This window comes from Pseudomonas sp. GW531-T4 (genome assembly GCF_017349615.1).
Classification (GTDB): domain Bacteria; phylum Pseudomonadota; class Gammaproteobacteria; order Pseudomonadales; family Pseudomonadaceae; genus Aquipseudomonas; species Aquipseudomonas chlororaphis_I.
The window spans coordinates 1-22366 of the sequence record NZ_JACMZT010000007.1 but is presented as its reverse complement, the minus strand read 5'-3'; the positions used below and the strand labels follow the sequence as shown (position 1 = coordinate 22366).

Genomic DNA, 22366 nt, shown 5'->3' with positions numbered 1-22366 from the left:
TCTCTATCAGTCAAGGAAGCCAAACACTATGAGCACTAGTGCAGCACAACAGAAAAGCAACGAGAACGGCGAGTACAGCATTCTCGACAGCATCATCGCCGAAACCCGCCTGACTCCGGACGACGAAGCCTACGACATCGCCAAGCGCGGCGTGTCGGCCTTCATCGAAGAGCTGCTCAAGCCTCAGAACGATGGTGAGCCGGTCAAGAAAGCCATGGTTGACCGCATGATCGCCGAGATCGATGCCAAGCTCAGCCGCCAGATGGACGAAATCCTCCACCACGAAGACTTCCAGTCCCTGGAATCGGCCTGGCGTGGCCTGCAGTTGCTGGTCGACCGCACCAACTTCCGCGAAAACATCAAGATCGAAATCCTCAACGTCTCCAAGCAGGACCTGCTGGACGACTTCGAAGATTCGCCGGAAGTGATGCAGTCTGGCCTGTACAAGCACATCTACACCGCTGAATACGGCCAGTTCGGTGGCCAGCCGGTGGGCGCGATCATCGCCAACTACTTCATGTCGCCAAGCTCGCCAGACGTGAAGCTGATGCAGTACGTGTCCAGCGTTGCCTGCATGTCCCACGCGCCGTTCATCGCCGCGGCCGGTCCGAAGTTCTTCGGCCTGGAAAGCTTCACCGGCCTGCCGGACCTGAAGGATCTGAAAGACCACTTCGAAGGCCCGCAATTCGCCAAATGGCAGAGCTTCCGCCAGTCGGAAGACTCGCGCTACATCGGCCTGACCGTACCGCGCTTCCTGCTGCGCAACCCGTACGATCCAGAAGAGAACCCGGTCAAATCCTTCGTCTACAAGGAAACCGTTGCCAACAGCCACGAGCACTACCTGTGGGGCAACACCGCGTACGCCTTCGGTACCAAGCTGACCGACAGCTTCGCCAAGTTCCGCTGGTGCCCGAACATCATCGGCCCGCAGAGCGGTGGCGCGGTAGAAGACCTGCCGCTGCACCACTTCGAAAGCATGGGCGAAATCGAAACCAAGATCCCGACTGAGGTCCTGGTTTCCGACCGTCGTGAATACGAACTGGCCGAGGAAGGCTTCATCTCCCTGACCATGCGCAAAGGCAGCGACAACGCGGCGTTCTTCTCCGCAAGCTCGGTGCAGAAGCCGAAGTTCTTCGGCATCAGCGCCGAAGGCAAGGCTGCGGAGCTGAACTACAAGCTCGGCACCCAGCTGCCGTACATGATGATCGTCAACCGCCTGGCTCACTACCTGAAAGTGCTGCAGCGCGAGCAACTCGGTTCGTGGAAAGAACGTACCGACCTCGAGCTGGAACTCAACAAGTGGATCCGCCAGTACGTCGCCGACCAGGAAAACCCGAGCGCCGAAGTCCGTGGCCGTCGTCCGCTGCGCGCCGCGCAGATCATCGTCAGCGATGTGGAAGGTGAGCCGGGCTGGTACCGCGTCAGCCTGAACGTGCGTCCGCACTTCAAGTACATGGGTGCCGATTTCACCCTGTCGCTGGTTGGCAAGCTGGACAAAGAGTAACCAGGAGCTAGGTCATGACCGGATACGGCAGCCTTTTCGAACGCCTGAGTGGCGAGGCCGACAAGCGTGTCGGCTGGAGCCGCGAGGTTTCCGCCATGGCGTCGGTGGCTGCCCATCTGGGCAAGATGCTCAGCACCCGTGCGGGCAGCGTGCAGACGCTGTCCGATTACGGGTTGCCCGATCTCAACGACATGCGCCTGAGCCTGCACGACGCCCTGAGCCAGGCCCGCCTGGCCATCGAAAGCTTCATCGAAGCCTACGAACCGCGTCTGAGCAATGTGCGTGTCGTTTCCCTGCCGCGCGATCACGATCAGCTCAAGCTGGCTTTCAATATCGAAGGCCTGCTTGAGGTGGACGGGTTCAAGCGCCAGGTCAGTTTTTCCGCGCGCCTGGATGGCAGCGGTCAGGTCAAGGTCAGTTAAGCAAGGAAACGACGATGTCAGGTAAACCCGCAGCACGCGTCAGCGACCCCACCGCCTGCCCGCTCCCCGGCCATGCAACCAACCCGATCGCCGCCGGTTCCGGCGATGTGTTCTTTGACGGCCTGCCCGCCGCCCGCCAGGGCGATGCCTCGGCCTGTGGCGGCGCGATGTCCGGCGCCCTGGCAACCACCGTGCTGATCAATGGCAAGCCGGCGGCCACGGTTGATTCGGTCGGGACTCATGGAAATATCGTTACCGGTGGGTCGGGGACGGTGATTATCGGGAATTCGCATTCGCCGGCGGCGTTTGTTCCTCCATTACCGCTGATTATTCCTGGATTTGATGAGCAGTTTGCGCTGACAGATGAGGCGGGAGCTCCGATTGTCAATCGCCGATATCTACTTGTTCGCGAAGATGGCACGCAGGAAGAAGGGATTACCAATGATGCAGGGCTTACTCATCGGCTTGCTCGACATGAGCGAGCAGAGAAAGTCGAAGTCTACGTAGCAGCGGGAAGTTGATGAATGGCCACTGATACCATCAACACTTCAAGTGGTACTTTCAAAAAAGTCGCTACGGTGCAAAGTTCTCCTACCAAAGAGCTTATTCCTAAGTCGGTTGTAGTTGAGCAAGGGCTGACCGTATTTTTGGGTGGCGCTGGGATGATTGGTGGTTATAACGCCGACATGATCAACGCATTTACCGAGATAGGCATCGCTAATTCTGTTTACGGAAACTACTCATCCCTGATCACTGGGGCGGATGAGTATGTCCATCCAATGGTTGATATGCTTGCCGACGCATCAGCGGTTATTTTTTACAATCAGGATAGTAGTCGGCCTGCAGAGTCTGAATATGATCAGCTGGGTGTTGTAAAAGAAAGAACCGATTTGTATGGTTTGGTCGCTGTTAAAAGCACTATGCCGGTTATAGAAAACCAACCTGCGGATTTCTCCCTTGCTGCCATTGGCATATCAAAAAAGATTCCGACTTCTGGACAGTTCAATATTGTCGGGTACTCATGGGGGGCGGTAATTGCAGCGCGTAGCGCTATGTATCATGCGCGCAAGGATATTATCGTCGACCACTTGGTTCTCATCGGTGCGCCGATCAATCAGGACTTGAAGGATGCGGTAACCGGGCATCCGAAAATAATCAAAACAATAATTATTGACCTGACGGATAAGGGCGACCCGATTTATGCCGGGATGACGGATGCCGAATTGGTTGGCGTTGCACCCGAGCTTGCGGGGCAGATGTCAGGCACTAACCAAGGACACTTTTACTATTCAGGGGATGATGCAGACGGTCAATTAAGGCATCGGGAACTTGCAAAGCGACTTTATGACGAAGGGCTTCGATAAAGTGATGCGATATTTCGTTATCTTCATTTCTCTTGTCATGCTGTCTTTGAGCTTTATCGATCCCAAAGCCCCATGGGGGGTTAGTATCGACTTTATGGGCTTATTACTCCCTCAGGCGGTGTATACATTTTTTTTTGTGGTTTGTATTTTTCTTTATCTTCCGATGATAGTTGTCGGTTTTTATTATTTTGTAAAAAGTGCAGTTCGTTTGGTCAAGTTTCGAGATTTCAGGGGTAGCTTCGAGCCGTTTATTTTGTTTGCGCTCATTGTGGTGAGTTTGAGCCGGTTCGGCGATTGGGTTGTTTATGAGATTTTTTAACTATCGATTGGGATCGAATTCGATGACTAGGTTCGCCGGCTTCATCCTGCTTTTTGTGGCCCTGAACGGTTGTGCGGCTCAACAGGTTTACAACAACCAGGTGTATGTCGAGAACCGTTGTGGCGAACCCTTGCAGATGAAGGTTTCCAACAGTTCCAACATGCATGCGCTGGACCGAACGATGACCTCCGCGGCGGGCTCCCGCGTACTGGTGGCGAGCTTTACCTCCTATGGCGAAGACGTGATCGAGCAGATCCCGGCCAACTACTTGCTGACGATCAGCGATGCCGCCGGGAGCAAGACCATTGACGGCGCCCAGTTGAAGCAGCACCTGAGCGACGTGGAAAAGATCAGTAAAGGGACCCAGCGCGAATGGACGATCGATGACCGCACGTTCTGTTCATGAGGTGAGCAGTTGTTGAATGTCTTGGCGCTGAAATTTTCTCAAAAACCATAAGCAGGTAAGCAGGCGTGTCCTTTAACCACTACTACCAAAGCGAACTCACCGCGCTGCGCCAGTTGGGTCGCCGTTTCGCCGAGCGTAGTCCGGCCCTGGCACCATTTCTCGGGCAGGCCGGGCGGGACCCGGATGTGGAGCGCCTGCTCGAAGGTTTCGCGTTCCTCACCGGTCGCCTGCGGCAGAAGCTCGATGACGAGCTGCCGGAGTTGAGCCACTCGCTGATGCACCTGCTGTGGCCGAACTACATGCGGCCGTTGCCGGCGTTCAGCATTTTGCAGTTCGACCCGCTGAAGCAGTCCGGGCCGGCCCTGCGTGTGGAGCGTGATACGCCGGTGGAGAGCAAGCCCATCGATGACGTGCGCTGCCGCTTCCGTACCTGCTACCCGACCGAAGTCCTGCCGTTGGACCTGACGGCGCTGAATTACTCGGTTAAAGGCGACGGCGCGCTGCTCAGCCTGCGCCTGGAGATGAGCTGCGACGGCCATCTCGGCGAGCTGAACCTGAGCCGCCTGCGCCTGCACCTGGCGGGCGAGCGCTACATCAGCCAGATGCTCTACCTGAGCCTGCTGCGCAACCTCGAAGGCATCGAGCTGGTGCCGCTGGGCATGGATGGCAAGCCGTTCCCGGGTGTCAGCGGCAATGCCATGTCGTTCAAGATGCCCGGCAACCGCGTGCAGCCGGTGGGCTTTGCCGAAGAAGAAGCGTTGATCCCGTACCCGCTGAACACCTTCCGTGGCTATCGCTACCTGCAGGAGTATTTCGCCTTCCAGGACAAGTTCCTGTTCGTCGACCTGAACGGCCTGGACCTGCTCAAGTCGCTGCCGGAGGACACCCTCAAGCAGTTGCACGGCCTTGAGGTGCGCTTCGACATTCGCAAGAGCGGCATCCAGCGCCTGCGGCCGACCCTGGACAACGTGAAGCTGTATTGCACGCCGATCGCCAACCTGTTCAAGCACGACGCGCTGCCGATCCGTCTCGATGGCAAGCAGGACGAGTACCTGCTGTTGCCGGCCGAGTACGACCTGGAAAACTGCGGCGTGTTCTCGGTGGAAACCGTGACCGGCTGGAAGCCCGGCGGCCTGGGTTACCAGGAATATGTGCCGTTCGAATCCTTCGAGCACGACCCGAGTTTCGACGTCCCGCAAAGCCGCCCGCACTACAGCATCCGCCAGCGCTCCTCGTTGCTGCATGACGGCCTGGACACCTACCTGAGCTTCGGCATCCGCCACACCGAGGCCCACGAAACCCTGTCCATCGAGCTGACCTGCACCAACCAGAACCTGCCGCGCCGGCTCAAGCTCGGCGAGATCAACCAGGCGTGCGAGGAAACCCCGGAGTTCCTCAGTTTCCGCAACATCACCCCGGCCACCTCAAGCTACGCGCCACCGCTGAATCGCGACTTCCTGTGGAAGCTGATCAGCAACATGTCGCTCAACTACCTGTCGCTGGCCAACGTCGACGCGCTCAAGGTGATCCTGGAAACCTACGACTTGCCGCGCTACTACGACCAGCACCTGGAAAAGGTCAGCAAGCGCCTGCTGGGCGGACTCAAGTCGATCCGCCACGAGCATGTCGACCGGCTGCACCGGGGCCTGCCGCTGCGCGGTCTGCGCACCGAGCTGACCATCGATCCGGAAGGTTATATCGGTGAAGGCGACATGTTCGTCTTCGCTTCGGTTCTCAACGAGTTTTTCGCTCTTTACGCCAGTCTCAACTCGTACCACGAGCTGCGGGTAAAAAGTACACAGGGAGAGGTGTACCAATGGACACCACGTATGGGTCTACAGCCCCTGCTTTAAGCGGGCTGACCCGGGTCATCCGCGAGTACTCGCTGTTCCAGGCCGTGCTGCTGGTGGTGGACCGGCTGCGCGATTCCCATCCGGGCCTGAGCGAAGAGGATCTCTACGACCAGCTGGAATTCCAGGCCAATCCGAGCCTGGGTTTCCCTGGCAGCGACGTCGATCGCGTGGAGTTTTTCGAAGAGCACGGGCAGATGCGCGCGCGCCTGCGGTTCAACCTGATCGGGCTGTTCGGCTCCGGCTCGCCGCTGCCGGCGTTCTACGGTGAGCAGGCCCTGGGCGACAGCGAGGACGGCAACCCGACCCGCAATTTCCTCGACCTGTTCCACCATCGCCTGCAGCGGCTGATGCTGCCGATCTGGCGCAAGTATCGCTACCGCGCCAGCTTCAAGAGCGGCGCGCTCGACCCGTTTTCCGCCCAGCTGTTCGCCCTGATCGGCCTCGGCGGCGAAGACATCCGCAAGGCCAAGGAACTGAACTGGAAGCGCCTGCTGCCGTACCTCGGCCTGCTCAGCCTGCGGGCCCACTCGGCGGCGCTGATCGAGGCCGTGCTGCGTTACTACTTCAAGCATGCGGACCTGGTGATCGAGCAGTGCATCGAGCGGCGGGTGGAGATTCTCGAGGAGCAACGCAACCGCCTGGGTCGCGCCAACAGCCAGCTCGGCGAAGACCTGGTGCTGGGCGAGCGGGTGCGCGACCGCAGCGGCAAGTTCCGCATCCATATCCGCCAGCTCGACTGGCAGCGCTTCCACGAATTCCTGCCGATCGGTTTCGGCTACCAGCCGCTGTGCGCGCTGGTGCGGTTCACCCTGCGTGACCCGCTGGACTACGACATTCGCCTGGTCCTGCGCCAGGAAGAAATCCGCGAACTGCGCATCGGTGAGCAGAACGCCTGTCGCCTCGGGTGGACCAGTTGGCTCGGCCGCGAACGCGCGGACGGCGTGGTGACCCTGGGCAGCAAAATTCATTAAGGACAGATGACATGATCAACGTAGACCTGCAGCAACTGATCCAGGCGCTGGACGCCGAAACCCGCCGTGACCTGGAAAGCTCCGCCGAACGCTGCGTCGCCCGTGGCGGCAGCAAGATCCTGGTCGAAGACCTGTTGCTGGGTCTGCTGGAGCGTCCGCAAGGCCTGCTCGCCCGCGCGCTGCAGGACGCCGAAGTGGATGCCGGCGAACTGAGCGCGGCACTGCAATCGCGGGTCGAGCACAGTGCCTCGCGCAACCCGGTGTTCGCCCCGGAACTGGTGCAGTGGCTGCAGGACGCCTTGCTGGTGGCCAACCTCGAACTGGGCCAGAGCCAGGTCGAACAGGCGGCGCTGATCCTCGCCCTGCTGCGCAACCCGATGCGTTACGCCGGTAGCCGTTACCAGCCGCTGCTGGCCAAGCTGAACATCGAACGGCTGAAGGATTTCGCCCTGTCGCAGAAGGAAGAGCCGGCCAGCGGCAAGCCGGCGGCGCCGGGCGAATCGCTGTTGCAGCGCTTCACCCACAACCTGACCCAGCAGGCGCGCGAGGGCAAGCTCGACCCGGTGCTGTGCCGCGATGGCGCGATCCGCCAGATGGTCGACATCCTCGCCCGTCGTCGCAAGAACAACCCGATCGTGGTCGGTGAAGCCGGCGTCGGTAAAACCGCGGTGGTCGAAGGCCTGGCCTCGCGCATCGCCGCCGGTGAAGTGCCGCAGGTGCTCAAGGGCGTCGAGCTGCTGTCGCTGGACATGGGCCTGCTGCAGGCCGGCGCCAGCGTGAAGGGCGAGTTCGAGCGCCGCCTCAAGGGCGTGATCGACGAGGTCAAGGCTTCGCCTAAGCCGATCATTCTGTTTATCGACGAAGCCCACACCCTGATCGGCGCCGGCGGCAACGCGGGCGGTTCCGATGCGGCCAACCTGCTCAAGCCGGCGCTGGCTCGTGGCGAGCTGCGGACCATCGCCGCCACCACCTGGGCCGAGTACAAGAAGTACTTCGAGAAAGACCCGGCACTGGCCCGTCGCTTCCAGCCGGTGCAGCTGCACGAACCGACCGTCAGCGAGGCGGTGACCATCCTGCGTGGCCTGGCCCAGGTCTACGAAAAGAGTCACGGTATCTACCTGCGCGACGACGCGGTGGTGGCCGCGGCCGAACTGTCGGCCCGCTACCTGGCTGGCCGCCAGCTGCCGGACAAGGCGGTGGACGTGCTCGATACCGCCTGTGCCCGGGTGCGCATCAGCCTGGCGGCGGCGCCGGAGAGCCTGGAACGCCTGCGTGGCGAGCTGGCCGAAGGCGGCCGTCAGCGCCAGGCACTGCGCCGCGATGCCGAGGCCGGCCTGGTGATCGACCAGGAAGCGCTGGACGCGTTGGAAGCCCGTCTGGCCGACGCCGAGGCCGAGCAACAAGCCCTGGAAACCCTGTGGAGCGAACAGCGCACCCTGGCCGAGCGTCTGCTCGAACTGCGCCAGCAACTGGCCAAGGCTCGCGACGCGGCCAACCAGCCACCGCGGGTATCGGTGGAAGAAGACGCCGAAGGCACGGTGATCGAAACCCTCGCCGCCGAAGTGGAAGAAGGGCAGAGCGTCGAGGCGCTGGAGGCTGCCCTCAACGAAACCCATCGCGCCCTGAGCGATGCCCAGAGCCAGGAACGCCTGGTCAGCTTCGAAGTCTGCCCGCGCCTGGTGGCCGAAGTGATCAGCGCCTGGACCGGTGTGCCACTGACGCAACTGGCCCGTGAACACAACGCCAAGGTGGCGAGCTTCGCCACCGACCTGCGCGCCCGCATTCGTGGCCAGGAGCAGGCGGTGCATGCGCTGGATCGCTCGATGCGCGCCACCGCCGCTGGCCTGAACAAGCCGGATGCGCCGGTGGGGGTATTCCTGCTGGTCGGCCCGAGCGGCGTCGGCAAGACCGAAACCGCCCTGGCCCTGGCCGACCTGCTGTACGGCGGCGATCGCTTCATCACCACCATCAACATGTCCGAGTTCCAGGAGAAGCACACCGTGTCGCGCCTGATCGGCGCGCCGCCAGGCTACGTTGGCTACGGCGAAGGCGGCATGCTCACCGAGGCGGTGCGGCAGAAGCCCTATTCGGTGGTGCTGCTCGACGAGGTCGAGAAAGCCGACCCGGACGTGCTCAACCTGTTCTATCAGATCTTCGACAAGGGCGTGGCCAACGACGGCGAAGGGCGCGAGATCGACTTCCGCAACACGCTGATCCTGATGACCTCGAACCTGGCCAGCGACCGCATCAGCGCCCTGTGTGAGAACGGTGAGCGGCCGAGCGCCGAGATCCTGGAAGAGACCATCCGCCCGGTGCTCAGCAAGCACTTCAAGCCGGCGCTGCTGGCGCGCATGCGCGTGGTGCCGTACTACCCGGTGGGCGGCCCGGTGCTGCGCGAGCTGATCGAAATCAAGCTGGGCCGCCTGGGCGAGCGCCTGAACCGTCGCCAGCTGGATTTCACTTACTGCCAGAACCTGGTCGACCACCTGGCCGAGCGCTGCACCCAGAGCGAAAGCGGCGCGCGCCTGATCGACCACTTGCTCGACCTGCACGTACTGCCGCTGGTGGCCGACCGCCTGCTGGACGCCATGGCCACCGGCGAGAACCTCAAGCGCGTACACGCGACGCTCGACAGCAGCGGCGGCGTGACCTGCGAGTTCGCCTGAGGTGGGTGTGATGTTCACTCGTGTACCGCAACCGCTGATCTATGCCGAGGCGCTGCTGGCGCAGTTCGCCAGCCTGTCGCGGGCGGCCGACGGTGGCGCGCTGCTGGGCGATTTCGTGCGCGGCGTGGCCGGGCTCAGCGGTTGCGAGCTGAGCCAGCTGTACCTGCTGGATGCCACCCATACCCGGCTGGGCCTGAGCGCCGAATGCCTGGGCGGCATCCTGCAACCGCGGGAAGCGGCGAGCCTGCCGGCGGACTACAACGGTGAGCAACTGCTGCAGTTCGCCCTGTGCCAGAACCGCGTGGTGAGCCTGGTGGGGCTGAGCGGCAGCCTGCACGAAACCAGTTTCCTGCCGGCCCGGGACACGCCCTGGCAGTCGTTGTTGTGCGTGCCGCTGGTGAACACGCAAAAGGCCGTCGAGGGCCTGCTGCTGTGCGCCAGTCGCGAACACATCGACCTGCAGGGCTTCGCCGATTCCATGGGGCAGCTGGGCTCGTTCGTGCTCGGGCAATTGCACCTGCTGCAACGCCTGCGCCGTCCAGTGGGCGACGCGACGCCCGTGGCCAGCACCCCGGTCAGCGCCAGCGGCTACGGGTTGATCGGCAACAGCACGGCCATGCGCCAGACCTACCAGTTGATCAGCAAGGTGCTGCACAGCCCCTACACCGTGTTGCTGCGTGGCGAGACCGGCACTGGCAAGGAAGTGGTGGCGCGGGCCATCCACGACTACGGCCCACGGCGCTCCCAGGCGTTCATCGTGCAGAACTGCGCGGCCTTCCCGGAGAACCTGCTGGAGAGCGAGCTGTTCGGCTACCGCAAGGGTGCCTTCACTGGCGCCGATCGCGACCGTCCGGGGCTGTTCGACGCGGCCAATGGCGGCACCCTGTTGCTGGACGAAATCGGCGACATGCCGCTGTCCCTGCAAGCCAAGCTGCTGCGCGTGTTGCAGGAGGGCGAGATCCGTCCGCTGGGTTCCAACGACACCCACAAGATCGACGTGCGCATCATCGCCGCGACCCACCGCGACCTGGCGGTGCTGGTCAGCGAAGGCAAGTTCCGCGAGGACCTGTACTACCGCCTGGCGCAGTTCCCGATCGAGTTGCCGGCCCTGCGCCAGCGCGAAGGCGACATCCTCGACCTGGCCCGGCACTTCGCCGACAAGGCCTGCGCCTTCCTGCAGCGCGACCCGGTGAGCTGGTCGGAAACCGCCCTCAATCACCTGTCGGGCTACACCTTCCCGGGCAACGTGCGCGAGCTCAAGGGCCTGGTGGAACGGGCGGTGCTGCTGTGCGAAGGCGGTGAGCTGCTGGCCGAGCATTTCTCCCTGAGCAGCGAAGCGCTGCCGGAAGAACCCGGCCTGAACCTGCGCGAACGCCTGGAGAAGGTCGAGCGCCACCTGCTGCTCGATTGCCTGCGCAAGAACGACGGCAACCAGACCCTGGCGGCCCGCGAGCTGGGGCTGCCCAGGCGCACGCTGCTGTACCGCCTCGGGCGGTTGAACATCAATCTTGGCGACTTCGAGGGTTAGCGCGACATGACTTTCCCCAGCGCCTTTTTCGTTTCGCCAAGCGTCGCCCGCCAGGGTCGGCGCTTTGTGCATTGTCTACCCATGGAGACCCTCTGATGTCTGTTCGTCACTGGCAAGCCGCCCTGCTGGCTCTGATCGTTCTCAGCGGCCTCGGCGGCTGTAGCGGTAATTACAAATTCAACGACAACACCTATCGCCCATTGGGTGATCCGCAGGCGGTCAATCGCGGCAAGTGACCGCAAGGAGCATCATCATGGAACTGGTTTTCGAAATGCTGAACACCAAGCAGTTCGTGCCCACGGAGTTGAGCAGCAAAACCTTCAAGCAGGCCGGTGGGGTGATCGGGCGAGGCGAGGATTGCGACTGGATCATTCCGGACCGCAAGCGTCACCTGTCCAACCACCACGCGATCGTCAGCTACCGCGACGGAATGTTTTTCCTCACCGATACCAGCAGCAACGGTATCCAGGCCAGTGACAGCGGCGCGCGCCTGCGCAAGGGCGAGCCGCAGCGTATCGAGCACGGCAGCGTGTATGTGCTGGGGGATTTCGAGATCCGCGCGCGCCTGGTGCGCGACCCGGCGACCTTCGACGCCGAAGTCGGGCGTCCGCAAGCCGCTGGCAGCATCATTCCCGATGACGCATTCCTCGACCTCGACCCGCTCAACGCGCTGGACCAGCAGGAACGGGTGTATTCGGAAATCGACGAACTGACTGCGCTCAACACGCCGCGCCAGGAACCACGGCAGCGCGCGGACTATGCGCGCATCGACATGGAAAGCCTGCTGGTGCCGGAACTGGTGGCCCAGCCCGAGGCGCCGGTCGCCGTCGAGCCGGCCCCGGTGGAGCGCCAGCGCGAAGGCTTCTGGGAGCATTTCGGCGCGGCGCTGGGGGTGGACCTCAAAGGCCTCGATCACGACGCCCGCGAAGCCCTGGCGATCGATGCCGCGCGCCTGCTCAAGCAAAGCATCGGCGGCCTGCAGCAGAGCCTGCGCACCCGCAGCGAGCTGAAAAACGAACTGCGCCTGGCCCTGACCACGGCCCAGGGCGGCAGCAAGAACCCGCTCAAGTTTGCCGTGGACGCCAGCGAAGCGCTGGGCATCCTGCTGCAGGGCAACAAGCCCGGCCAGTTGCCGGCCGAGCAGGCGATCTCCCGCGCGTTCCGCGATCTGCAGGCGCACCAGGTGGCGCTGCTGACCGCCAGCCGCGCGGCCGTGCGCGGCACCCTCGAGCATTTTTCGCCGCAGCAACTGACCCTGCGTTTCGAGCGCGACAACAAGCCGTTGCTGGCCACATCCGGCAGCCGCTGGAGAGCCTACAACCGCTACCACCAGGCCCTGCGCCAGGACGATGACTGGAGCGAACGCCTGCTGGCCCGCGACTTCGCCCAGGCCTACGAAGAACAGATCCGCCTGATCTCCACCCTTCACACCGAACACCAAGGATGATGCGCATGTCTCGCTGCTCGACCCTGTTATCCAAGACGCTGGCTGTGCTGACCGCCCTGGCGTTGCTGGCCGGCTGCTCGTCGCTGTCGCCGTACTCGACCATGACCAAGCTCAACCTCAAGCTGACTGCCAGCGACCAGCTCAACCCGGACCTCAACGGTCGTCCGTCGCCGATCGTGGTGCGGCTGATCGAACTCAAGCATCCGGTGGCCTTCGAGAACGCCGATTTCTTCAGCCTCTACGAGCGCGCCAAGGAGTCCCTGGCCCCGGACATGGTGGCCAGCGAAGAACTGGAACTGCGCCCGGGTGAAACCGTGGAACTCAAGCTCAGCGTCGAAGAAGGCAGCCGCTACGTCGGCGTGCTGGCGGCCTACCGCGACCTGTCGGAAACCCAGTGGCGCTATGTGGTGCAGCTCACTCCGGTGGAACTGACCGAAGCCGACCTGACCCTCGACCAGGCCGGTATCCGCACCAGCAACGCAACGCTCGCCAAGGCGGACAAGTAATCATGAATGTGCATAAAGTCATTTGGCAGGAAGGCATGTTGCTGCGCCCGCAGCACTTCCAGCACAACGATCGCTACTACGACTACCAGATGAAGACCCGCACCCAGTTGCTGGGCAGTTATTCCTGGGGTTTCCTGAGCCTGGAGATCGACCTGCAGTTCCTCAACATGGGCAAGCTGGTGATCAGCCAGGCCTCCGGCATCCTGCCCGACGGCAGCCTGTTCGAGCTGGGCGGCAACACCGAGCCGCTGGCCCTCGACGTACCGCCGAACACCGGCAACACCCCGGTCTACCTGGCCTTGCCGCTGGTGACCGGCAACCACATCGAGTCACGCCGTCCGGAGCAGTCCGACGTGCTGGCGCGCTACACCGCCTACGAGGCGGAAGTGGCCGACTCCAACGCCGGCGACGACTCCAGCAGCCAGGTCAGCTGCGCCCGGCCGGACTTCCGCCTGCTGCTCGGCGAGCAACAGAGCGACCAGGCCTATGTGAAGCTCAAGCTCTGCGAAGTCCTCGACACCACGCCCGACGGGGTGATCAGCCTCGACCCGGACTTCGTGCCGACCTTCATCCACGCCCATGCCTCGAGCTACCTGCTGTCGTGCCTGAAGGAAGTGATCAGCATGCTCAGTCACCGCGGCGACACCATTGCCGACCGGATCCGTTCCAACGGCAAGGTCGGCGGTGCCGAAGTCGGCGACTTCATGATGCTGCAACTGATCAACCGCACCGAACTGCTGCTGCGCCACTACCTGGGCCTGGAGCAGGTGCATCCGGAAGAGCTGTACCGCACGCTGTTGACCATGCTCGGCGATCTGGCGACCTTCGCCAGCGACAGCAAGCGGCCGCGCCTGGACAGCCGCTACCAGCACAGCGACCAGGGCGCGAGCTTCCGCAAGTTGATGGACGCGATCCGCCAGGTGCTGTCGATGGTGCTCGAACAGCACGCCATCGAGCTGGTGCTGCAGGCGCGCCAGTACGGGATCATCGTGTCGCCGTTGCACGACCACAAGCTGCTGGGCTCGGCCTCGTTCGTCCTGGCCGCCAGCGCCAACTGCGACTCCGAAGAACTGCGCCATCGCTTGCCGGCGCACCTCAAGGTCGGCCCGGTGGAGCGCATTCGCCAACTGGTCAACCTGCACCTGCCGGGGATCAAGGTCAAACCCTTGCCGGTGGCGCCACGGCAGATCGCGTTCCACTCCAACAAAACCTATTTCATCCTCGAACTCAGTTCCGAAGACCTGGCGCAACTGGAGCGTTCCGGCGGTTTCGCCTTCCACGTGTCCGGCGAATTCGCCGAGCTTGAACTGAAATTCTGGGCCATCAGGAACTGACCGACATGATCAAGGACATGGAACACAACCAGGACGACAAGACCGTCCTGCTCGATCGCCAGGGCCATGGCCCGGCGCAGAGTCCGCTGACCGATTTCGCCGCGCCGCCACGCTTCGAGCAACTGGAAGAACGGATGATCTACGCCGCGCGCCTGCGCCCGGCCGAGGCCTTCAACATCAGCCTGAACGCGCTGGTGGCGGCGGCCTCCGACCTGTTGTCGGAAGTGGTGCGCCTCAAGCACAGCGACACCCGCGAAGACCTGTATGCGCTCAACGAGCGGCTGACCTCGGCCCTGAAACTGTTCGAGGTGCGCGCCCTGCACAACGGCGCCGAAAGCAGCCAGGTCATGGCCGCCCGCTACGTGCTGTGCACCGTGGTCGACGAGGCGGTGGTCACCACCCCCTGGGGCAATGAAAGCGAGTGGTCGCAGATGAGCCTGCTCAGCAGCTTCCACAACGAGACCTTTGGTGGCGAGAAGTTCTTCCAGCTGCTGGACCGGTTGTCGAAGAACCCGGTCAAGCACCTGCCGATGCTGGAGCTGATGTACCTGTGCCTGTCGCTGGGTTTCGAGGGCAAGTACCGGGTCATGGCCCGCGGCATGCTCGAACTCGAAGGCATCCGCGATGCGCTGTACCGGCAGATCCGCCAGCTGCGCGGCGACGTGCCGCGCGAGCTGTCGCCGCATTGGGAAGGCCTGCACGACAAGCGCCGCAGCCTGGTGCGCATCGTGCCGTGGTGGATGGTCGCGCTGTTCACGGTGGTCTGCCTGGTGGTGATGTATTCGGGGTTCGCCTGGGTTCTGGGCGAGCAGCGCGAGACCGTTCTGCAACCTTATCAGCAGCTTGACCCGGCCGTGGTCCAGCCCCAGCCGTAATACAGGGACGTGTGATGAAAAACTTCTTCAAGAAAGTCGGCGCCTTCCTGCGCAAGACGTGGGTCTGGACGCTGTTGCTGGTGCTGTTCGTGGCGCTGCTGGTGTGGTTCGTCGGGCCGCTGCTGGCGGTCAACGACTACAAGTTCTGGGAAAGCGCGACCTCGCGCCTGCTGACCATCAGCGTGCTGTTCCTGATCTGGGGCCTGACCATGGTCTTCGTCAGCTGGCGCGCCGGGATCCGCAAGAAAGAAATGGAAGACAGCGAAGACGGCCAGGAACGCCTGCGCCGTGAAGAGCTGATCGACGAGGAACAGAAAGAGCTGCGCAGCCGCTTCAAGGAAGCCATGCGCACCCTCAAGACCTCCAGCCTGTACCGCGGGCGCAGCGAGCGCTGGCGCAACGACCTGCCCTGGTACCTGCTGATCGGTCCGCAGAGCAGCGGCAAGACCAGCCTGCTGGACTTCTCGGGCCTTGAGTTCCCGATCAACAAGATCGACCGCAAGCTGACCCGCGACACCATCGGCACCCGGCATTGCGACTGGTACTTCGCCGACCACGGCGTGCTGATCGACACCGCCGGCCGCTACCTGACCCAGCCCGACGCGGAAGTCGACGGCAGCGCCTGGAGCACCTTGCTCAACCTGCTGCGCAAGCGCCGTCGCGGGCGTCCGCTCAACGGTGTGTTGGTGACCATTCCGGTGGAACTGCTGCTGAGCGGCAACGAGCCGGATCTCGACACCCTGGCGCGCCAGGTCCGCGCGCGCCTGCAGGACGTGCACCAGAAGCTGCACGTCGACGTGCCGGTGTACCTGGTGCTGAGCAAGGCCGACCAACTGCTCGGCTTCGACGAGTTCTTCGACCAGCTGAGCCGCGAGGAAAGCGATCAGGTGCTCGGCACCAGCTTCCGCAAGGAACAGAACGGCACCGACGTCGCCGTGCTGCGCCAGGAGTTCGAAGAGCTGCTGCGCCGCCTGAACAGCCAGGTGATCATGCGCATGCACCAGGAGCGCGACACCCAGCGCCGTGGCCGCATCCTCGACTTCCCGCACCAGCTGGGGCAGATCGGCGAGCGTCTGTGCCTGTTCGTCGACATGGCATTCACCGGCAACCGCTACCAGCGGGCCAGCCAGCTGCGCGGTTTCTACCTGACCAGCGCGCCGCACCTGACGGAAAAACTCGACCCCGACACCGCCAGCATCGGCGCCAGCCTGGGCATGGCGGCCGGTGTGCTGCCGACCCTGCGCAGCGGTCGTTCGCGCTTCATTCACCACCTGCTGAGCCGGGTGATTTTCCCCGAGGCCGACCTGGCTGGCCTGGACAAGCGCGAGCGCAATCGCATCCATTGGGGCCAGCGTGCGCTGTACGTTGGCGCGCTGGTGGCCCTGGCCTTGTTCGGCCTGCTCTGGGCCGGTGGTTTTTCCGCCAACTACGAGCGCCTGGAAAACCTGCGCTCCCTGGCGCAGAACTGGAACCAGCAGCGCACCGCGCTGACCGCCCGCGACGACGCGATGGCGGCGCTCAAGACCCTCGACACCAGCTTCGAAGCCACCAAGGTGTTCCCGGCCAAGGGCGACGTCTCGCTGCACGAGCGGGTCGGCCTGTACCAGGGCGAGGAAAGCAACCCGGTGGTGCTCAGCGCCTACGAGCGTGAGCTGCAAGCGCAGCTGCTGCCACGGGTGGCGCAGATGCTGGAAGGGCAGATCCGCAGCAACATGCGCGACCGCGACCGCCTGCTCAACAGCCTGCGGGCGTACCTGATGCTGAACATGCAGGACCGTCGCGATCCGTCCTGGCTCAAGGACTGGGTGGCCAGCGACTGGTCGACGCGCTACGCCGGCAACACCGCGGTGCAGAATGGCCTGGGCGCGCACTTCGAACGTCTGCTCAAACTGCCGTTCAGCTACCCGCTCAACGACACGCTGGTGGCCCAGGCGCGCCAGGTGCTGCGCAGCGAGTCGCTGGCCAACGTGGTCTATCGCGTGCTGCGCGAACAGGCGCGGAGCCTGCCGGAGTACCGTCTGAGCCAGCACCTGGGGCCGCAAGGCAGCCTGTTCGTCGGCACCGACTACGCGATCCCGGGCTTCTACACCCAACAGGGTTACCAGCAGTATTTCTCGGTCCAGGGCACGGCGCTGGTCACCGATATCCTGCGTGACAACTGGGTGCTGGGCGAAGGCAGCGGCATCAGCGGCATGGACCTGCGCCGCCTGATGGTGGAACTGGAACAGCTGTACTTCCGCGACTACGCCAACTTCTGGAGCGAAGCGGTCGGCCAGGTCGGCCTGCAACCGTTCAACGACGCTGGCGAAGGCGCCGATCAGGTCGCCGGCCTGACCTCGGCCAACTCGCCGGTGCTGCAACTGCTGGTGGAGGTGCGCGAGAACACCCGCTTCCAGGCCATCGCCGAAGCGGCCGAAGACGCGACCGCCGCGGCGGACAAGGCCGCCGAGAAGGGCGGGGCGCTGGGCAAGGTCGCGGCGGCTGCCGCGGGCAAGGCCCAGGAAGCCCTGGCCAAGAACCTGCCGGACACCGCGAAGAAGTCGCTGCAACGTCGCTTCGAACCGCTGCACCGCCTGCTGGACGACAACAACGGCCCGGCCGCTGACCTGACGCCGGCGCTGCAAGCGCTGAACGACCTGCAACTGCAACTGGCCGGCCTGGCCCGTGCCAGCGCGCCCGAGCAGGCGGCGTTCGAGATGGCCAAGACCCGCATGAGCGGCCAGCGCGATGCCCTGAGCAGCCTGCGCAACGCTTCGGTGCGCCTGCCGCGTCCGGTGAGCGTGTGGTTCAACGTGCTGGCGGAAGACACCTGGCGCCTGGTGCTCAACGACTCCTACCAGTACCTCAACCAGCGTTACCAGAGCGAGCTGTACAGCTTCTACGGCAAGGCCATCAGCAAGCGTTATCCGTTCAGCGCCCACAGCACCAGCGATGTCGCCATCAGCGACTTCCGCGAGTTCTTCAAGGCGCAAGGCATCGCCGATCGCTTCTTCGAAACCTACATGCGGCCTTTCGTCAGCGGCGATCCGGGCAACTACCGCCTGCGCAGCATCGACGGCCACAGCCTGCCGATGTCCAAGGTCTACCTCGACCAGATGGCCGCGGCCCAGGTGATCCGCCAGAGCTTCTTCTCGGAGAACCCGGCGGAGCCGCAGGTGCAGTTCAAGCTGGAGCCCTACACCCTGGACCCGGCGGTGAGCCGCTCCGAGTTCCGTTTCGGCGACAAGACCATGGAATACCGCCACGGCCCGATCGTGCCGGTGTCCTTCAAGTGGCCGACCGACGCCGAAGACGGTCGCACCAGCCTGGTGCTGGACAAGATGGCCGGGCGCCCGGTGGGCATCGAAAAGAACACCGGCCCCTGGTCGCTGTTCCGCCTGTTCGACCTGATGCAGACCGAGTACCTGACCGGCCGTGACGTGCTGGTGCTCAAGGCCGACCTGGGCGGCCTGCGCGCCAACTACCTGCTGATGAGCCAGCGCACGCCGAACCCGTTCGACATGGGCGTGCTGCGCACCTTCCGCATGCCGGTGCAGCTCTGATGCTGGTTGCCAGTACCTGGCGCAGCGCTGCGCGCACCGACCCGGGCAAGGTTCGGGCGCGCAACGAAGATGCCTTCCTCGACTGCCCGGAGCAGGGGCTCTGGGTGGTCGCGGACGGCATGGGCGGGCATCAGGGTGGCGACATCGCCAGCCAGTTGATCGTCGCCAGCCTGGCCGAGTTGCCGGCGCAGGACAGTTTCGACGAGCGGCTCAAGGGCTTGCGCCAGTGCCTGCACTGGCTCAACCGGCGCCTGGGCCAGGAGTTGACCGTCACCGCCGAGCGCCACGACAGCATCATGGGCAGCACCGTGGTCGCGCTGTTGCTGGAAGGCGACCGCGCGGCGTGCATCTGGGCCGGCGACAGCCGCTGTTACCTGTGGCGCGGGCAGCGTCTGTACCAGCTGTCCAAGGACCATTCGCTGCAACAGCAACTGATCGACGAGCAGCAGATGAGCGTCGAGCAGGCGCGGGCTCATCCGGCGGCCAATGCCCTGACCCGGGCGGTGGGCGCCAGCGAGCAGCTGACCCTGGATGTGCTAGAGCTGCAGGTCTACCCCGGCGATGCCTTCCTGCTGTGCAGCGACGGCCTGTACCAGGGGCTGACCAGCGACGCGCTGGGCAACGCCTTGAGCCTGGCTTCGCCGCAGGTGGCGCTGGAGCGTCTGTTCGACGGCGCCCTGCGAGGCTCGGCGCGGGACAACCTGACAGCCGTGGTGATCCGCCAATGAGTGATCTCAAATCCGGTCTGGATAACATCCTGATGAGCGAGGAAGAGGCCAGCAACCTGACCTATTTCGCCTTCGCCAAGGCCAATGAGGCGCCGCGTCCCGTGGCGCCCAAGGCCAAGGGCAAGGGGCGCAACCGCTCGAGGAACCGCTCCCGTTCCAAGGCCAAGGCCGTGGCGCCTGTGGGTGGGTTGCCGGACGTACTGGCCGGACGTTACCGCCTCGAGCGCCTGCTCGGGGCCGGTGGCATGGGCGCGGTCTACCGCGCGCGGGACCTGCTGCATGAGCAGTTCGGCGATCCCGACCCTTACATAGCGCTCAAAGTCATGAGCGAAGAATTCTCCGAGACGCCGGATGCCAGTGCCTTGCTCTACAGCGAGTTCGCCCTGACCCGACGCCTGCGCCACCCGAACGTCGTGCGCTTGCACAGCTTCGAGGTGGACACCCAGTGCCAGCGCGCCTTCATCACCATGGAGCTGATGCGCGGCCTGACCCTGGACAAACTGCTCTGCGAACGGCCCACCGGCCTGCCGTGGAAAGAGCTGCGCGATGTGGTGCGGCCACTGCTCGATGCCCTGGCGTACAGCCACGCTCGCGGTGTGCTGCACGGCGACCTGAAACCGAGCAACGTGATGCTGTGCGAAGACGGTGTGCGGCTGTTCGACTTCGGCCTGAGCCAGGCCGAGGAGGGCGTGCTGCCCGGCCTGCCGCAGCTGAGCCGCAGCCGCTTCAACGCCTGGACGCCCGGCTATGCCGCCCCCGAATTGCTGGAGGGCGGGGCCTTGTCGGCCAGCGCCGATCTGTACGCGGTGGCCTGTGTGATCTACGAGCTGGCCTGCGGCAAGCACCCGTATCGCCGGTTGCCGTCGACCCAGGCCCGCGACGAACGCCTGGACCGCACGCTGCAGGCGCCCAAGAACCTTCCCAGACACTGTTGGCCAGCCCTGCGCGCGGCGCTGGCCTTCGACGCGGCGCAACGCACCATCTGCGCCCAAGCATTGCGCGACGCCATGCGCGCGGATTCGTCCTGGCTGCAACGCTGGTTCCATCGGCGTAACGGATGACCACCGAACAGGGAGCAAGATATGTTCAATCCTTCCAATGAAACCCACTTCAGCCTGACGGTCGACGACTTCCAGGGTGACTTGCAGGTGCTGTCTTTCGAAGGGATCGAAGGCATCAGCCAGCCGTTCCGTTTCGATCTGGAACTGGTCAGCGAGAACCCCGACCTGGACCTGGAGACGCTGCTGCACAAGCAGGCTTTTCTAGCGTTTGATCCGCAAGGCAGTGGCATCCACGGCCAGATCTACCGCGTGGCCCAGGGCGATGCCGGCAAGCGCCTGACCCGCTACAAGGTGTCGCTGGTGCCGCAACTGGCCTACCTCGAGCACCGCACCAACCAGCGCATCTACCAGCAGCTATCGGCGCCGAAGATCATCGCCCTGATCCTCGAAGAACACGGTATCCAGGGCAACGCCTACCGGTTCCAGCTCGGCACCCCGTGCCCGGACCGCGACTACTGCGTGCAGTACGACGAAACCGACCTGCACTTCATCCAGCGCCTGTGCGAAGAGGAAGGCCTGCATTACCACTTCCAGCACAGCCCGGAAGGTCATTTGCTGGTGTTCGGCGACGACCAGACCGTGTTCCCCAAACTCGGCCAGCCCACCGCCTATATCCAGGGCAGCGGCATGGTCGCCGATGAGCCGGTGATCAAGGGTTTCAACCTGCGCCTGGAAACCCGCACTAGCCGCACCACCCGCCGCGACTACGACTTCGAGAAGCCACGCCTGCAACTGGAAGCGGCCTATAAACCCGAGGCTGAAAGCGAAGAGCCGGACCTGGAAGACTACGACTACCCGGGCCGCTTCACCGACCGCGCTCGCGGCAAGTTCCTCAGCCAGCGCGCCCTCGAACGCCACCGCGCCGACTACCAGCAGGCCGAAGGCTGGGGCGACCAGACCCGCCTGGTCAGCGGCCACTTCCTGGAACTGTCCGAGCACCCGCGCAGCGAGTGGAACGACCTCTGGCTGCTGACCCACATCGTCCACGAAGGCAAGCAGCCACAGGTGCTGGAAGAGTCGGTGACCAGCGACACCACCGACAACAAGGATGACTTCCACCAGGGCTATCGCAACCGCTTCCTCGCCACGCCCTGGCAGGTGTTCTACCGTCCAGCCCTGAACCACCCGAAACCGCGGGTGCTGGGCAGCCAGACCGCGGTAGTCACCGGGCCCAAGGGCGAAGAAATCCACTGCGACCAGTACGGTCGGGTGAAGGTACAGTTCCACTGGGACCGCGAAGGCAAGGCCGACGACAAGACCAGCTGCTGGCTGCGCGTGTCCTCCAGCTGGGCCGGCGACCGCTACGGCGCCATCGTCATCCCGCGCATCGGCATGGAAGTACTGGTGACCTTCCTCGAGGGCGACCCCGACCAGCCGCTGATCACCGGCTGCCTGTACCACAAGGAACACCCGGTGCCTTACGCCCTGCCGGCGAACAAGACCCGTACCGTCTTCAAGTCCATGAGCTCCCCCGGCGGCGCCGGCTACAACGAACTGCGCATCGAAGACAAAAAAGGCGCCGAACAGATCTTCATCCACGCCCAGCGCGACTGGGACGAAAACATCGAGCACGACCAGAAAATCCGCATCGGCCACGAACGCCACGACACCGTGGAGAAGAACACCTACACCGAACTCAAGGCCGAAGAACACCGCATCACCCACGCCGACCGCAAGACCGAAACCCGCGTCGACGACCACCTGACCGTGGGCGAAAACCAGCACATCAAACTCGGCACCGCGCAACTGACCAAAGCCGGCCAGGAAATCCACCTCAAGGCCGGCGCCAAGATGGTCATCGAAGCGGGCAGCGAACTGACGATCAAGGCCGGGGGGAGCT

The 22366-nt window shown here is 63.7% G+C and carries 19 protein-coding genes; all 19 read left to right on the top strand.

All coding sequences use genetic code 11. The annotated features are described in order from the left end of the window. Positions 1 to 28 precede the first annotated feature (28 nt). Positions 29 to 1504, top strand: a complete 1476-nt coding sequence (gene tssC, locus J4D28_RS07300; RefSeq protein WP_009051592.1) for a type VI secretion system contractile sheath large subunit — start codon at positions 29 to 31, stop codon at positions 1502 to 1504. 14 nt (positions 1505 to 1518) lie between these two features. Continuing rightward, entirely contained in the window at positions 1519 to 1926 is a 408-nt protein-coding gene (gene tssE, locus J4D28_RS07295; RefSeq protein WP_007930282.1) for a type VI secretion system baseplate subunit TssE, read from the top strand. A gap of 14 nt (positions 1927 to 1940) precedes the next feature. Beyond that, entirely contained in the window at positions 1941 to 2447 is a 507-nt protein-coding gene (locus J4D28_RS07290; RefSeq protein WP_009051591.1) for a PAAR domain-containing protein, read from the top strand. Positions 2448 to 2450: 3 nt separating this feature from the next. Continuing rightward, positions 2451 to 3290 carry a hypothetical protein gene (locus J4D28_RS07285; protein WP_009051590.1) on the top strand — a complete coding sequence of 280 codons (840 nt, stop codon included), beginning with the start codon at positions 2451 to 2453 and terminating at the stop codon, positions 3288 to 3290. After that, a complete protein-coding gene (locus J4D28_RS07280; RefSeq protein WP_028683644.1) occupies positions 3271 to 3609 on the top strand; it encodes a hypothetical protein in 339 nt (112 codons plus the stop codon). The genes J4D28_RS07285 and J4D28_RS07280 overlap by 20 nt, the downstream gene beginning before the upstream one ends. 22 nt (positions 3610 to 3631) lie before the next feature. Next, on the top strand, positions 3632 to 4015 hold the full coding sequence (locus tag J4D28_RS07275) for a hypothetical protein (protein ID WP_009051589.1): 384 nt from the start codon (positions 3632 to 3634) through the stop codon (positions 4013 to 4015). Between the two features lie 65 nt (positions 4016 to 4080). Next, entirely contained in the window at positions 4081 to 5868 is a 1788-nt protein-coding gene (gene tssF, locus J4D28_RS07270) for a type VI secretion system baseplate subunit TssF (RefSeq protein WP_007930278.1), read from the top strand. Beyond that, complete coding sequence (gene tssG, locus J4D28_RS07265; RefSeq protein ID WP_007930277.1) at positions 5832 to 6839, top strand: type VI secretion system baseplate subunit TssG; 1008 nt, start codon at positions 5832 to 5834, stop codon at positions 6837 to 6839. Before tssF ends, tssG begins: the two co-directional genes overlap by 37 nt. An 11-nt stretch (positions 6840 to 6850) precedes the next feature. Continuing rightward, complete coding sequence (gene tssH / locus J4D28_RS07260; RefSeq protein WP_101283998.1) at positions 6851 to 9505, top strand: type VI secretion system ATPase TssH; 2655 nt, start codon at positions 6851 to 6853, stop codon at positions 9503 to 9505. Positions 9506 to 9515: 10 nt separating this feature from the next. Then, positions 9516 to 11033 carry a sigma-54-dependent Fis family transcriptional regulator gene (locus J4D28_RS07255; protein WP_009051587.1) on the top strand — a complete coding sequence of 506 codons (1518 nt, stop codon included), beginning with the start codon at positions 9516 to 9518 and terminating at the stop codon, positions 11031 to 11033. A gap of 95 nt (positions 11034 to 11128) precedes the next feature. After that, positions 11129 to 11269: a hypothetical protein gene (locus J4D28_RS07250; RefSeq protein WP_007930271.1), complete on the top strand. Its 141-nt coding sequence runs from the start codon at positions 11129 to 11131 to the stop codon at positions 11267 to 11269. A gap of 17 nt (positions 11270 to 11286) precedes the next feature. After that, positions 11287 to 12480, top strand: coding sequence for a type VI secretion system-associated FHA domain protein TagH (tagH, locus tag J4D28_RS07245; RefSeq protein ID WP_009051586.1), 1194 nt, complete (start codon positions 11287 to 11289; stop codon positions 12478 to 12480). Positions 12481 to 12485: 5 nt separating this feature from the next. Continuing rightward, the gene (gene tssJ, locus J4D28_RS07240) at positions 12486 to 12986 is read left to right on the top strand and encodes a type VI secretion system lipoprotein TssJ (RefSeq protein WP_063433407.1); all 501 of its coding nucleotides are present in this window, start codon (positions 12486 to 12488) and stop codon (positions 12984 to 12986) included. 2 nt (positions 12987 to 12988) lie between these two features. Beyond that, on the top strand, positions 12989 to 14320 hold the full coding sequence (gene tssK, locus J4D28_RS07235) for a type VI secretion system baseplate subunit TssK (RefSeq protein ID WP_007930267.1): 1332 nt from the start codon (positions 12989 to 12991) through the stop codon (positions 14318 to 14320). A gap of 5 nt (positions 14321 to 14325) precedes the next feature. Further along, positions 14326 to 15195, top strand: a complete 870-nt coding sequence (icmH, locus tag J4D28_RS07230) for a type IVB secretion system protein IcmH/DotU (RefSeq protein WP_007930266.1) — start codon at positions 14326 to 14328, stop codon at positions 15193 to 15195. Positions 15196 to 15209: 14 nt separating this feature from the next. After that, a complete protein-coding gene (gene tssM / locus J4D28_RS07225) occupies positions 15210 to 18737 on the top strand; it encodes a type VI secretion system membrane subunit TssM (RefSeq protein ID WP_028683645.1) in 3528 nt (1175 codons plus the stop codon). Further along, positions 18737 to 19465, top strand: coding sequence for a PP2C family serine/threonine-protein phosphatase (locus J4D28_RS07220; RefSeq protein ID WP_007930264.1), 729 nt, complete (start codon positions 18737 to 18739; stop codon positions 19463 to 19465). Before tssM ends, J4D28_RS07220 begins: the two co-directional genes overlap by 1 nt. After that, complete coding sequence (locus tag J4D28_RS07215; protein WP_009051582.1) at positions 19462 to 20526, top strand: serine/threonine-protein kinase; 1065 nt, start codon at positions 19462 to 19464, stop codon at positions 20524 to 20526. Before J4D28_RS07220 ends, J4D28_RS07215 begins: the two co-directional genes overlap by 4 nt. A gap of 21 nt (positions 20527 to 20547) precedes the next feature. After that, a partial coding sequence (locus tag J4D28_RS07210) for a type VI secretion system tip protein VgrG (RefSeq protein ID WP_207246406.1) occupies positions 20548 to 22366 on the top strand: 1819 nt, incomplete at its 3' end.